The 12,849-nt window shown below is 70.2% G+C and carries 14 protein-coding genes; 13 read left to right on the top strand and 1 reads right to left on the bottom strand.

What is annotated here, in order from left to right; all coding sequences use genetic code 11:
- The first annotated feature begins 192 nt into the window (after positions 1 to 192).
- From dop to prcA, 5 genes are all read left to right on the top strand, one after another.
- Positions 193 to 1,704 carry a depupylase/deamidase Dop gene (gene dop / locus ACFSL4_RS07145; protein ID WP_381079714.1) on the top strand — a complete coding sequence of 504 codons (1,512 nt, stop codon included), beginning with the start codon at positions 193 to 195 and terminating at the stop codon, positions 1,702 to 1,704.
- Positions 1,705 to 1,887: 183 nt separating this feature from the next.
- Complete coding sequence (locus ACFSL4_RS07150; protein WP_030608326.1) at positions 1,888 to 2,106, top strand: ubiquitin-like protein Pup; 219 nt, start codon at positions 1,888 to 1,890, stop codon at positions 2,104 to 2,106.
- Between the two features lie 48 nt (positions 2,107 to 2,154).
- Positions 2,155 to 2,760, top strand: coding sequence for an endonuclease VII domain-containing protein (locus tag ACFSL4_RS07155; RefSeq protein ID WP_381079717.1), 606 nt, complete (start codon positions 2,155 to 2,157; stop codon positions 2,758 to 2,760).
- Positions 2,712 to 3,557, top strand: a complete 846-nt coding sequence (gene prcB / locus ACFSL4_RS07160) for a proteasome subunit beta (RefSeq protein ID WP_381079719.1) — start codon at positions 2,712 to 2,714, stop codon at positions 3,555 to 3,557. Before ACFSL4_RS07155 ends, prcB begins: the two co-directional genes overlap by 49 nt.
- A 60-nt stretch (positions 3,558 to 3,617) precedes the next feature.
- On the top strand, positions 3,618 to 4,376 hold the full coding sequence (prcA, locus tag ACFSL4_RS07165) for a proteasome subunit alpha (RefSeq protein ID WP_381079721.1): 759 nt from the start codon (positions 3,618 to 3,620) through the stop codon (positions 4,374 to 4,376).
- 108 nt (positions 4,377 to 4,484) lie between these two features.
- Here prcA and ACFSL4_RS07170 read toward each other — a convergent pair whose 3' ends face one another.
- Positions 4,485 to 5,498 (bottom strand): LacI family DNA-binding transcriptional regulator, encoded by a 1,014-nt coding sequence (locus ACFSL4_RS07170; protein ID WP_381079723.1) that lies wholly within the window; start codon positions 5,496 to 5,498, stop codon positions 4,485 to 4,487.
- 104 nt (positions 5,499 to 5,602) lie between these two features.
- Here ACFSL4_RS07170 and ACFSL4_RS07175 point away from each other — a divergent pair, with 104 nt between their 5' ends.
- From ACFSL4_RS07175 to ACFSL4_RS07210, 8 genes are all read left to right on the top strand, one after another.
- The gene (locus ACFSL4_RS07175) at positions 5,603 to 6,862 is read left to right on the top strand and encodes an MFS transporter (protein WP_381079725.1); all 1,260 of its coding nucleotides are present in this window, start codon (positions 5,603 to 5,605) and stop codon (positions 6,860 to 6,862) included.
- 9 nt (positions 6,863 to 6,871) lie between these two features.
- The gene (gene pafA, locus ACFSL4_RS07180; protein WP_381079727.1) at positions 6,872 to 8,233 is read left to right on the top strand and encodes a Pup--protein ligase; all 1,362 of its coding nucleotides are present in this window, start codon (positions 6,872 to 6,874) and stop codon (positions 8,231 to 8,233) included.
- 129 nt (positions 8,234 to 8,362) lie between these two features.
- A complete protein-coding gene (locus ACFSL4_RS07185; RefSeq protein WP_381079729.1) occupies positions 8,363 to 9,364 on the top strand; it encodes an FKBP-type peptidyl-prolyl cis-trans isomerase in 1,002 nt (333 codons plus the stop codon).
- Between the two features lie 70 nt (positions 9,365 to 9,434).
- A complete protein-coding gene (locus ACFSL4_RS07190; protein WP_381079731.1) occupies positions 9,435 to 9,806 on the top strand; it encodes an FKBP-type peptidyl-prolyl cis-trans isomerase in 372 nt (123 codons plus the stop codon).
- A 259-nt stretch (positions 9,807 to 10,065) separates the two neighbouring features.
- Positions 10,066 to 11,115, top strand: a complete 1,050-nt coding sequence (locus tag ACFSL4_RS07195; RefSeq protein ID WP_381079733.1) for a helix-turn-helix transcriptional regulator — start codon at positions 10,066 to 10,068, stop codon at positions 11,113 to 11,115.
- A 16-nt stretch (positions 11,116 to 11,131) separates the two neighbouring features.
- Entirely contained in the window at positions 11,132 to 12,160 is a 1,029-nt protein-coding gene (locus ACFSL4_RS07200) for a helix-turn-helix transcriptional regulator (RefSeq protein WP_381079735.1), read from the top strand.
- A 74-nt stretch (positions 12,161 to 12,234) separates the two neighbouring features.
- Entirely contained in the window at positions 12,235 to 12,495 is a 261-nt protein-coding gene (locus ACFSL4_RS07205; protein WP_381079776.1) for a hypothetical protein, read from the top strand.
- A 10-nt stretch (positions 12,496 to 12,505) separates the two neighbouring features.
- Positions 12,506 to 12,700 (top strand): hypothetical protein, encoded by a 195-nt coding sequence (locus ACFSL4_RS07210; protein ID WP_381079737.1) that lies wholly within the window; start codon positions 12,506 to 12,508, stop codon positions 12,698 to 12,700.
- Positions 12,701 to 12,849 lie beyond the last annotated feature (149 nt).

Here is a 12,849-nt window from a genome sequence, read left to right on the forward strand (position 1 = left end):
CCGCCTGTTTTCAGGCCACGGCTGGAGCAAGGCAATGACGCAAATGATCTCCCCACCAGCGCAAAGGCGTTCTAGGCTCTTTCGTACCGCCGCGTCGCGCCGTGCGGGGACGGGCACCGCACGCGCACCGGAGCACCAGCGGTACTTGAGCGCCGCCCCCGACCGAGGGCGCCGCCTGGCAAGGAGGGCCGCATGACCGTACGGCGAGTAATGGGTATCGAGACGGAGTACGGCATCTCCGTCCCCGGCCACCCCAACGCCAATGCCATGCTCACCTCATCCCAGATCGTCAACGCCTACGCGGCGGCGATGCACCGGGCCCGCCGGGCCCGCTGGGACTTCGAGGAGGAGAACCCGCTGCGGGACGCCCGAGGCTTCGACCTCGCCCGCGAGGTCGCCGACGCCAGCCAGCTCACCGACGAGGACATCGGCCTCGCCAACGTGATCCTCACCAACGGCGCACGGCTCTACGTCGACCACGCACACCCCGAATACAGCGCGCCCGAAGTCACCAACCCCCGCGACGCCGTCCTCTGGGACAAGGCCGGCGAGCGGATCATGGCGGAGGCGGCGGAACGAGCCGCCCAGCTCCCCGGCGCCCAGCCGATCCACCTCTACAAGAACAACACCGACAACAAGGGCGCCTCCTACGGCACGCACGAGAACTACCTGATGAGGCGGGAAACCCCCTTCTCTGACATCGTGCGCCACCTCACGCCCTTCTTCGTCTCCCGCCAGGTCTTCGCCGGAGCAGGCCGCGTCGGCATCGGCCAGGACGGACACGAACACGGCTTCCAGCTCAGCCAGCGCGCCGACTACTTCGAGGTCGAGGTCGGCTTGGAGACCACGCTCAAGCGCCCCATCATCAACACCCGGGACGAGCCGCACGCCGACGCCGAGAAATACCGTCGCCTGCACGTGATCATCGGCGACGCCAACCTCTCCGAGATCTCCACCTACCTCAAACTGGGGACGACCGCCCTCGTCCTCTCCATGATCGAGGACGGCTTCATCGCCGTCGACCTGGCCGTCGACCAGCCCGTCCGCACCCTCCACCAGGTCTCCCACGACCCCACCCTCAAGCGCCTGGTCACCCTCCGCAGCGGCCGCACACTCACCGCCGTCCAGCTCCAGATGGAGTACTACGAGCTGTCGCGCAAATACGTCGAGGAGCGCTTCGGCTCCGACGCCGACGAGCAGACCAAGGACGTCCTCGCCCGCTGGGAGGACACCCTCAACCGCCTCGAGAACGACCCCATGAGCCTCGCCGGAGAACTCGACTGGGTCGCCAAGCGCGAGCTCATGGAGGGCTACCGCCGCCGGGACGGCCTCGACTGGGATGCCGCCCGCCTCCATCTCGTCGACCTCCAGTACGCCGACGTACGCCCCGAGAAGGGCCTGTACAACCGCCTCGTGGCCCGCGGACGCGTCAAGCGACTCCTGGACGAGGCCGACGTCGAGAAGGCCCGCACAAGCCCGCCTGAGGACACCCGCGCCTACTTCCGCGGCCGCTGCCTGGAGCAGTACGCGGACGACGTCGCGGCGGCCTCCTGGGACTCGGTGATCTTCGACCTGCCCGGCCGGGACTCGCTCCAGCGCGTGCCAACCCTGGAACCGCTTCGCGGAACGCGTAATCACGTCAAGGAGCTCCTCGACCGCTGCCGCACGGCGGAAGACCTGGTCAGGGTTCTGTCCGGGGGCTGAACGGATACCCGGGGCCGGTACCGGCCGGACGGGGTGTAAAACCCCGCGGCCGGGAATCATGGAGGTGGCCCCCGTACGTTGGAAGAACTGCGGGGCCGATGTCGGACCCGGCTTGTAGGGTCTGATCATCACCGATCGGCACGAATGCCGACCATGTCGGGCGAACTGAGCGGGGTGAGGGTTATGGCGACCAAGGACACCGGCGGCGGGCAGCAGAAGGCGACGCGCTCCACGGAGGAGGTCGAGGAGCAGGCGCAGGACGCGCAGGCGTCCGAGGACCTGAAGGAGCGGCACGAGAAGCTGAGCGATGACGTGGACTCGGTTCTCGATGAAATCGATGACGTACTCGAGGAAAATGCCGAGGATTTCGTGCGGAGCTTCGTGCAAAAAGGTGGCCAGTAAGAGGCAGAGGGCTGCTTCTTCCTTCAGATCGAAGGTTGGGGGGGCGGAGTGGCGGGAGAGCCGTCCGAGAAGCGATACGCAGGCTGCAAGAGGGAGTTGCCTCTCGCCGCCTTCGCTCGGGACAGGAATCGGCGCGATGGGCTTCAGATGCGCTGCCGGGAGTGCGTGGCGCAGTACGGCGCTGCGCACTACCGGCGCCGCCGCGAGGCAATGGGCAAACCGGTACGGGAGAAGGTGGCCGTTCCGCCAGGGCACAAGCTCTGCCGAACATGCGGTGAGGTCGAACCTCGCGGTGAATGGCATCGCAACGCCACCGCGTCCGACGGCTTGTCGACGCGCTGCAAGGCGTGCCGTGCGGTCCAGGGGCGGCAAGGACACCTGAAGCGCCAGTACGGCATCACCGAAGCCGAACGTGACGAACCGGTCGCTTCCCCAGCAGGCGTTTGCTGCGTCTGTCTTGCCGCCCCGGCCGAACATGTGGATCACTGCCATGAGACGGGTAGGGTCCGTGGCGTACTGTGCTTCAGCTGCAATGCCGCACTGGGGCAGTTCAAGGATCGGCCCGACGTCATGAGGCGGGCTGCGACATACGTGGAAGGAAACGCGTGGAAGCCAACCCTCGTAGCACCGGGCGTCTACCAGCTGCCTTCCTGACGCCTGGGTCCTCGTCCTTCATGGACTTCCTCGCCGAGCACCAGCCCGAGCTGCTGCCCGGCAAGCGGCAGCTGCCGCCCACCCAGGGCGTGATCGAGGCCCCGCACGGCACCACGATCGTGGCCACGACGTTCCCGGGGGGCGTCGTGCTGGCCGGTGACCGGCGGGCGACCATGGGCAATGTGATCGCGCAGCGGGACATCGAGAAGGTGTTCCCGGCGGACGAGTACTCCGCGGTCGGCATCGCCGGCACGGCGGGTCTGGCCGTGGAGATGGTGAAGCTGTTCCAGCTGGAGCTGGAGCACTTCGAGAAGGTCGAGGGCGCCCAGCTGTCCCTGGAGGGCAAGGCGAACCGCCTGTCGACCATGATCCGTTCCAATTTGGGCATGGCCATGCAGGGCCTGGCCGTGGTCCCGCTCTTCGCCGGTTACGACCTGGACCGCGAGAGGGGCCGTATCTTCTCCTATGACGTGACGGGCGGCCGCTCCGAGGAGCATGGCTTCGCGGCGACGGGTTCCGGGTCGATCTTCGCGCGTGGCGCCATGAAGAAGCTCTTCCGTGAGGACCTGACCGAGGAGCAGGCCACGACGCTGGTGGTGCAGGCCCTGTACGACGCGGCAGACGACGACTCGGCGACCGGTGGTCCCGATGTCGCCCGCCGGATCTATCCGATCGTCACGGTGATCACCGAGGACGGCTTCCGCCGGCTGACGGACGACGAGTCCTCCGGGATCGCCCGCTCGGTGCTGGAGCGGCGCATGGAGCAGCCCGACGGCCCGCGGGCCGCGCTGCTCTGAGGGCCGCGGGGTTGTTGCCAGGGTGATCCAGTGACTACGACAGAAAGGGACGGGTAACCGGTGTCGACGCCGTTCTATGTCTCCCCCCAGCAGGCCATGGCCGACCGGGCGGAGTACGCCCGCAAGGGCATCGCGCGCGGCCGCAGTCTGGTCGTGCTGCAGTACGCCGACGGCATCGTCTTCGTCGGCGAGAACCCGTCCCGTGCGCTGCACAAGTTCAGCGAGATCTATGACCGGATCGGCTTCGCGGCCGCCGGCAAGTACAACGAGTACGAGAATCTGCGGATCGGTGGTGTGCGCTATGCCGATCTGCGGGGTTACACCTACGACCGCGACGATGTGACGGCCCGCGGTCTGGCGAACGTGTACGCGCAGACGCTGGGCACGATCTTCTCGAGTGCGGCCGAGAAGCCGTACGAGGTGGAGCTGGTGGTCGCCGAGGTGGGGGAGACCCCGGAGGGCGATCAGATCTACCGTCTGCCGCACGACGGGTCGATCGTGGACGAGCACGGTTCGGTCGCGGTGGGCGGCAACGCGGAGCAGATCGGCAGTTTTCTGGACCAGCGGCACCGTGACGGGATGTCGCTGGCCGAGGCGCTGAAGCTGGCGGTGCAGGCGCTGTCTCGTGACACGAACGGCAGTGAGCGGGAGATCCCGGCCGAGCGCCTGGAGGTGGCGGTTCTGGACCGTACGCGTCCGCAGAAGCGCAAGTTCAAGCGGATCGTGGGCCGTCAGTTGTCGCGTCTGCTGGAGGCGGACGGTGCGTCCACCGCTTCGGAGGCCGAGGAGGAGGCGGAGTCTTCGGAGGGCGCGGAGTGACGACCCGCGCCGTCGTGTGAGGAGTGCGCGCCTCACTCGGGTGCCGCCGCGCGCCCCGGCCGTTTTCGGCCGGGGCGCGCGGCGTCTCCGTGTTGTGCGGGGGGTGTGTCAGGGGGCGGGCGGGGCGGTGGAGCCGCGGACGATCAGTTCGACGGGGATGTCGCCCTGACGGGGGGTGTGGCCTTCCAGGACGGCGAGGAGGGCCTGCATGCCGCGTTCGCCGAAGAGTTCCGCGTCGAGGCGGACGGTGGTGAGTTCGGGGTCGAGGGCGGTGGCGAGGGCCAGGTCGTCGAGGCCGGTGACGGAGAGGTCGTCGGGGATGCGCAGACCGAGGCGCCGGGCGGCCTTGTAGGCGCCGGCCGCGAGTTTGTCGTCGTCGCAGACGAGGGCGGTGGGTCGGGGGCCGGGGGCGGTGAGGGCGGCTTCGGTGGCGGCGCGGGCGTCGTCGATGGCGATGGGCGCACGGGTGGTGCGGAGGGTCGTGCCGGGTACGCGGGCGAGATGGGCGGCCAGTGCCTGTGCGCGGGTCCGGAAGGTCCAGGAGGGGATGTCGGCGGCGAGGTGGAGGAAGCGGCGGTGGCCGAGGGCGAGCAGGTGTTCGGCCACCTGGCGTACGCCGTCGCCGATGTCGAGGTTGACGGTTGCGGCGCCGAGGCTGCCGTCGGGGTCGCTGTCCAGCATGACGAGGGGGAGTTGGTCGCCGTGGATCGCGGTGAGGGCGTCGGCGGCCATGGAGGAGGCGATGACGCCGTCGAGTGCGGCCTGGGCGGAGTGGAAGGGGTCGCGGGCGGGGCCGACGCCTTCGGGCGAGGGGTAGAGGACGATGCCGAAGCCGTGCCGTGCGGCGATCCGTGCGGCGCCGGTGTAGACGCCGGCGAAGAATTCGGTGGTGAGTGCGGGGACGACGAGGAGCACGGTGCGGGTGCGGCCGAGGCGGAGGTTGCGTGCGGCGAGGTTGGGCCGGTAGCCGAGGTCGCGTGCGGCGGCCCGGACGCGTTCGGCGGTGGCTTCGGAGACGCGGCCGCGCCATTTGCCGCCGAGGACGAGTGAGACGGCGGCCTGGGAGACGCCTGCGGCGCGGGCGACGTCGCGGCTGGTGGGTCGCGTGCTCCCGTGTGCCACCGGTGACCTGCTCTTTCATCTGGACTCGTGGTCAGCGCTCATGGTACGTATAACGGATGGCGTTATACGTACAACCTCGCACCTTGCCGTGAGAAGGGTGGGCCATGGCCGCGGGATACCTGGAGATCCTCAGGGCGAGGCATGCCGCGCGCCTGCTCGTCGGGACGCTGGTGGGCCGGCTGCCGAACGCGACCGCGGCGATCGCGGTGGTGCTGTTCGTGCGCGCCGAGGGGGGCACCTACAGTCTCGCCGGGGCGCTCGCCGCGGTGTACGGGGTGGCCAACGCCGTGGGACAGCCGGCGCTGGGCCGGCTCGTGGACCTGTACGGCCAGCCGCGGGTCCAGCTGCCGGCCGCGCTGGTGTCCGCCCTGGCCATGACGGTGTTCGCCCTGACGGGTGTCGAGCCGTCCGCCGCGGCGTATGCGGCCATGGCGGTCGCGGGGCTGTCCACGCCGCCCCTGGAGGGCGGTCTGCGGGCGCTGTGGCCCTGTGTGCTGCGGCGGGAGGAGCAGGTGCACACGGCGTACGCGATGGACGCGGTGGCGCAGGAGGTGATGTTCACCGTGGGGCCGCTGCTGGTGACCATGTGCGTGTCGCTGTGGTCGGCGGAGGCGGCCCTGGTGGTGCTGAGCGCCGTCGGTGTGCTGGGGGCGCTGTCCGTGGTGGTGTCGCCGCCGTCGCGGGCGTGGCGTTCGGCGCCGCGTGAGGCGCACTGGCTCGGTGCCCTGCGTTCGCCGGGGCTGCTGGCTCTGCTGGGCGCGTTCCTGTTCGTCGGGGTGGCGCTGGGCTCGATCACGGTGGCGGCGCTGTCGTACGCGGACGAACACGGCGGTGACGCGGTGTACGGCCGGCTGATGGCGGCTCTGGGGCTGGGGGCGCTGGTCGGGGGCGCGCTGTACGGGGCGCGGCGGTGGTCCGGTGCGCCGGAGCGGCGGCTGCGGGTGCTGGTGGGGTGTCTGGCGCTGAGCTATCTGCCGCTGATGCTGCTGCCGGGCGCGCCGGCGATGACGGCGCTGACGGGGCTCGCGGGGGTGTTCCTGGCGCCGTGCATCGCCTGTGCGTTCGTCATCGTGGACCGGCACGCGCCGAGGGGGACGGTCACGGAGGCGTTCTCCTGGCTGGTGACGACGTTCACCGTGGGCGCGTCGGCCGGGACGGCGCTCGCGGGGCCGGTGGTGCAGGGGGGCGGGGCCCTGTGGGGCTTCACGGTGCCGGGTGCCGCGGGAGGGGCGTCCCTGCTGGTGCTGGTGACCACGGGGCGGTTCCTCGCAGCTCCCGCCGGGGGCGGGGTGGTTGCGGCTTCACCGGAAAATGATCCAAACCGTGCCGTCGAACCCCGTTTCAGGTCGGGGGATCGGGCGTAATGTTCAGTCATGGACCGCCGCATTTTCGGGCTGGAGAACGAGTACGGCGTCACGTGCACGTTCAGGGGACAGCGCCGTCTGTCGCCTGACGAGGTGGCGCGGTACCTCTTCCGCCGTGTCGTGTCATGGGGCCGTAGCAGCAATGTGTTCCTGCGCAACGGCGCCCGCCTCTATCTCGATGTGGGCTCGCATCCGGAATATGCGACACCCGAGTGTGACAATGTGATCGAGCTGGTCACCCACGACAAGGCCGGCGAGCGCATTCTGGAAGGACTGCTGGTCGACGCGGAACGCCGCCTGCACGAGGAGGGAATCGCGGGTGACGTCTACCTCTTCAAGAACAACACCGACTCGGCGGGCAACTCGTACGGCTGCCACGAGAACTATCTGGTGGCGCGCCACGGCGAGTTCTCGCGGCTCGCGGACATCCTGATCCCGTTCCTGGTCACCCGGCAGCTGCTGTGCGGCGCCGGCAAGGTGCTGCAGACCCCGCGGGGCGCGGTGTACTGCGTGAGCCAGCGGGCCGAGCACATCTGGGAGGGCGTCAGCTCGGCGACCACCCGCTCCCGGCCGATCATCAACACGCGCGACGAGCCGCACGCGGACGCCGAGCGCTACCGCCGTCTGCACGTCATCGTCGGCGACTCGAACATGTCCGAGACGACCATGCTGCTCAAGGTGGGCGCCACGGACCTGGTGCTGCGCATGATCGAGGCGGGCACGGTGATGCGCGACCTCACCCTGGAAAACCCGATCCGGGCGATCCGGGAGGTGAGCCACGACATCACGGGCCGCCGCAAGGTGCGCCTGGCCAGTGGCCGCGAGGCATCGGCCCTGGAGGTGCAGCGCGAGTACTACGAGAAGGCCGTGGACTTCTGCGAGCGCCGCGGCATCCGCACCGGGACCGTCGAGCAGGTCCTGGAGCTGTGGGGCCGCACGCTGGACGCGATCGAGACCGAGGACCTGGACCGGATCGGCACCGAGATCGACTGGGTGATGAAGTACAAGCTCATCGAGAGGTACCGCGCCAAGCACAACATGACGATGTCGCACCCGCGGGTCGCCCAGATAGACCTCGCCTACCACGACATCCACCGGCGCCGCGGCCTGTACTACCTGCTGGAGAAGAAGGGGCAAGCCGCCCGGATCTGCAACGACTTGAAGATCTTCGAGGGCAAGTCGGTTCCTCCGCAGACCACTCGGGCCCGGCTGCGCGGCGACTTCATCCGGCGTGCGCAGGAGCAGCGCCGTGATTTCACGGTCGACTGGGTGCATCTCAAGCTCAATGACCAGGCGCAGCGGACCGTGTTGTGCAAGGACCCGTTCCGTTCGGTCGACGACCGGGTGGAGAAGCTGATCGCCGGAATGTGAGCCGTGCGTTCCGGCGGTGTGCCGCCGGAACGCAACGCGGGCGCCGTACGTTTGCCGTGCGGCGCCCTTCTCACGCCGTAGAGTTGCGCGCACGCCATCAACAAGATCGACCGATACGAGGCCCCCACCGTGCGCCGACGCTCCCTTCTCCTCGCCGCTGTGCCCGCCGGACTGGTCACGCTTGCCGGATGCGGCGACGACTCGTCCGGCAAGGCCGACACCAGCTCTTCCCCCTCGTCCTCGGCCGCGTCGTCCCCCAGCGCACCCCCCAAGATCGTCGAAGGGCCGCTGCCGGCCATCACCGCGGGCACCAAGTTCGGTGAGAAGCCCACCGTGGCCAAGGGCAACGGCTCGCCGTCGAAAGACCTGGCGGTGAAGACGGTGATCGCGGGCGGCGGCCGCACGGTCGCGGAGAACGACTACATCCAGGCGGACTACCTCGGCCAGATCTGGGACACGGCGAAGGTCTTCGACAACTCCTACGACCGCAAGACGCCGCTGGTCATCCGGCTGGCCCAGGGCAGCATCATCGACGGCTGGCGGTACGCCCTGCAGGGCAAGAAGACCGGCAGCCGCGTCCTGATGGCCGTGCCCCCGGCCTGGGGCTACGGCACGCAGGGCAATGCCCAGGCGGGTATCAAGGGCACCGACACGCTGGTCTTCGTGGTCGACATCAAGAACACGTTCAACGCGAAGAGCTCCGCCCGCGGCAAGGCCGTCGCCCAGAACGACGCCGCACTGCCGAAGGTCGGCACCAACACCGACGGCAAGGCACCCTCCATCGAGGTGCCGAAGACGAAGGCCCCGACCGCTCTGGCCGCGACGTATGTGATCGAGGGCGACGGAGCCCCGGTCACGGCGGACAGCACCGTTCTCGTGCAGTACAAGGGTGTGCTGTGGGATTCCGGCAAGGAGTTCGACTCCACGTACGGCCGCAGCGACCTCGCCTCGTTCTCGCTGCAGCAGGTCGTCAAGGGCTGGGCCCAGGGACTGACGGGCAAGAAGGTGGGCAGCCGGGTGCTCGTCGTCGTCCCGCCGAAGCTGGGCTACGGCGACAACCCGCCCGCGGGCAGCGGTATCCAGAAGGACTCCACCCTGGTCTTCTCCGTGGACATCCTCGCGAAGATGTAACCCCCGCGGGGATATGAGAGTGTCGGTGGTGCCGCAATGGCCTCAACACGAACAAGCAGGAGCTTTTGACGTGAGTATCGAGAAGCCCGAGATCGACTTCCCGGGCGGCGAGCCCCCGGCCGGCCTCGAGATCAAGGACATCTGGGAGGGTGACGGCCCGGAGGCCAAGGCGGGCGACACCGTCTCCGTCCACTACGTGGGCGTGGCCTTCTCCACCGGCGAGGAGTTCGACGCGTCCTGGAACCGCGGCACGCCGCTGAGGTTCCAGCTCGGCGTCGGCCAGGTCATCAAGGGCTGGGACCAGGGTGTGCAGGGCATGAAGGTCGGCGGCCGCCGTCAGCTGACCATTCCTCCCCACCTCGCCTACGGCGACCGCGGTGCGGGTGCCCGGATCAAGCCGGGCGAGACGCTGATCTTCGTCTGCGACCTGGTCGGCGTCTGATCCGACGGCCCGGACCCGGACCGGAAGCGATCACCCGGGGCCCATGCCCGAGCGGGCATGGGCCCTCGGCTTAAGCCGGGCGAGACGCTGATCTTCGTCTGCGACTTGGTCGGCGTCTGGTTCGACGGCCCGGACCCGGACCGGAAGCGATCACCTGGTGCCCATGCCCGAGCGGGCATGGGCCCTCGGCTTTTGTCACGACACGTGCGAGCGGTACGGTCGTCGATCGTAAGCACCACAGGGAAGGCGAAGGGCATCGATGGCCATTGCCAAGGCCGAGCGGCTGATGAATCTGGCGCTGTGTCTGCTCGGGACGCGGCGGCCGCTCAGCAAGCGCGAGCTGCGGGAGTCCATCGAGGCGTACGTCGAGGCTTTCGGGCCGGGAAGAGGGGTCGCCTTCGGGCCGGGAAGAGGCGTGGCCTCCGGGGCGGCGAGAGGCGCGGCGTCCGGCCCGGACAGGGGTACGGCCGGCTCCGACGACTCCTTCAACCGCATGTTCGAGCGCGACAAGGACGACCTGCGCGAGCTGGGCCTGGTCATCGAGACCGTGGAGAACCTGGACGGCGAGGTCGGCTATCTCGCCCGCCGTGACAGCAACCGTCTGCCGCCCATCACCCTCGACGCGGAGGAGGCCGCCGCTCTCGGCCTGGCCGCCAAGGTGTGGCAGCAGGCCCGGCTCGCCGGCGCCGCCAGCGGTGCCCTGCAGAAGCTGCGCGCCGCGGGGCTGCCCGAGGAGGTGGACCCGTACGAGGCGCACGGCGCCCTGGAGCCGCGCATCCCCGTGCACGAGGCCGCCTTCGAGCCGCTGATGCTGGCCTGCCGCGACCGCCGGCCGGTCCTCTTCGACTACCGCAAGGCCACCGCCGCCCACCCGGAGCCGCGCCATGTCGAGCCATGGGCGCTGGAGTGCTGGCGTGGCCACTGGTATCTGGCGGGGTGGGACCGCGACCGCGGCGCGGAGCGCGTCTTCCGCCTGTCGCGGATCACCGGCAAGGTGCGTTCCCGTGGCGGCGGTTTCACGGCCGAGGTGCCGGACGTGGTCACCGTCCGCGAGACCGTGGCGGGCTGGGCGGGGGAGATCGCCGATCGCAGCGCCCTGATCCGGCTGCGCGCGGGCGCGGGGTACCCCCTTCGGGCGAAGGCGACCGCCGTACGGGAACTCGACGACGGCTGGGACGAGTTGGAGATTCCGTACGGGCACGGCCTCGACGCATGGCTGGTCGAGTTCGGGCCCGACGTGGTGGTCCTGGAGCCGGCCGAGCTGCGGGCCGACGTGGTGGACCGGCTGCGCGCCGTGGCCGAGGGCTGAGGGGGAGGGGACGACAGTGGCAGGCAGACCGGCCAGGCCCGCGAACGCCATCGACCAGACCCGGCGGATGCTGTCCCTGGTGACGTATCTGCGGGAGCGCCCCGGCGCGCGGATCGAGGACGTCGCCCGGGCCTTCGGCATCACCGAGGACGAGCTGGTCTCGGACCTCGACGTGCTGCCCATGTGCGGCACCAGCTTCCGCGGCGGCGACCTGCTCGACATCGACACCGACGGCGAGCGCATCTGGTGGTACAACCCCGCCGCCCTCGGGGCGGAGGCGGCCGAGCCACTGCGCCTGGCGGCGGACGAGGCCACGGCGCTGCTGGTGGCGGCGCGGGCTGTCGCCACCCTGCCCGGCCTGCGCGAGAGCGACCGGCAGGCGCTGCTGCGCGCCACCGCCAAGGTGGAGACCGCGGCCGGTGAGGCGGCCGGTGCCAGCTCCCGCCTGTCGGTGACCTTCGAGTCGGAGGGCGGCGTCTTCGCGGACGTCGACCGGGCCATCTCCGAGCGCCGCCGCCTGTGGATCCGCTACTACTCGCCGGCTCGCGACGAGGTCACCGAGCGTGAGATCGACCCGATCCGCCTCGTCAGCGTCGGCCACACCTATGTGGAGGCGTGGTGCCGTCGTTCCGAGGCGCGCCGCACCTTCCGGCTCGACCGGGTCGCCGAGATCAAGATCCTGGACGAGCCGTCGGCGCCGCCGGAGATCGAGCTGCGCGACCTGTCGGAGGGGCTCGTCCAGCCCGCCGCCGAGGACCCGGAGGTCGTCGTCGAGGTCGGGCCGGGCGGGCGCTGGGTCGCCGAGTACTACCCGCACGACAGCGCCGATGAGCTGCCGGACGGCGGGCTGCGTATCACCTTGCGGACCCCGGACCCGGCGTCGCTGCGACGGCTGGCGCTGCGGCTCGGGAGGGACGGCCGGATCGTGTCGCCGCAGGGCCTCGCGGACAGCGCCCGCCGGGCGGCCCGTGAGGCGCTGGCGGCCTACGAGGGGCCGGACGGAGTTCAGGACGGGCTGTACGACAGGCAGGAGCAGAGGCTGTGAGCACGTCGGCGATGTCTGGTACGTCGGAACGGCCGGGTGTGACGGGCGGTGCGCCGGCGCCCGGTCCCGGGGAGATGTCGGTGCGGACGGCGTTCGCGGGCATGAGACGGGTGGCCGATGTGGTGTTCAGGGCGGGCTGCCCGGACTGCAGGGCCCGCTTCGAGCTCGGTGCGGGCGCCCTGCGGCTGGCCATCGGTGCCACCAGCGAGCGCACCTTCTACTCCTTCACCTGTCCCGAGTGCGGCGCGTCCGTCCGCAAGCCGGCGGGTGAGCGCATCGTGGAGCTCCTGACCGGGGGCGGGGTGCGGACGCTGCGGCTGCACTCGACCCTCTAGGCTCGGCGTCATGTTCTGGCCGATGCTCGCGATCGCCCTCGGGTTCCTGGGGCTGGCCGTTCTCGGCGTGCTCGCCGTCCGGGTCTTCGTGGAGGCGCAGCGGCTGGGGCGGCAGGTCGCGGACTCCGCGCGCCGGATCAACCGTGCCGCGGAGGACCTGGAGCGGGCCGCCGTGGGAGCCGCGCGCGCCGCGGACCGGACATGAGGGCGCGCACGGGCGCTCCCCGCGTGCGGTGTTCCCCGAAGTGCCCCTGGAACCGGCTCGTTTCGTGGATCCGGTATGAGTCGCCCCATGGATACGTAATGGGCGGCTTCGGCCTGTCTCCTGATCTGCGCGGGCAGGTACGCTGCAGA

This window comes from Streptomyces caeni, from assembly GCF_042678285.1.
Classification (GTDB): Bacteria; Actinomycetota; Actinomycetes; order Streptomycetales; family Streptomycetaceae; genus Streptomyces; species Streptomyces caeni.

Excerpts from the sequence above, each read along its gene's own strand:
- dop (WP_381079714.1), top strand. The coding sequence starts at position 193 with ATGACCGTACGGCGAGTAATGGGTATCGAGACGGAGTACGGCATCTCC.
- ACFSL4_RS07150 (WP_030608326.1), top strand. The coding sequence starts at position 1,888 with ATGGCGACCAAGGACACCGGCGGCGGGCAGCAGAAGGCGACGCGCTCC.
- ACFSL4_RS07175 (WP_381079725.1), top strand. The coding sequence starts at position 5,603 with ATGGCCGCGGGATACCTGGAGATCCTCAGGGCGAGGCATGCCGCGCGC.
- pafA (WP_381079727.1), top strand. The coding sequence starts at position 6,872 with ATGGACCGCCGCATTTTCGGGCTGGAGAACGAGTACGGCGTCACGTGC.
- ACFSL4_RS07195 (WP_381079733.1), top strand. The coding sequence starts at position 10,066 with ATGGCCATTGCCAAGGCCGAGCGGCTGATGAATCTGGCGCTGTGTCTG.
- ACFSL4_RS07205 (WP_381079776.1), top strand. The coding sequence starts at position 12,235 with ATGTCGGTGCGGACGGCGTTCGCGGGCATGAGACGGGTGGCCGATGTG.
- ACFSL4_RS07210 (WP_381079737.1), top strand. The coding sequence starts at position 12,506 with ATGTTCTGGCCGATGCTCGCGATCGCCCTCGGGTTCCTGGGGCTGGCC.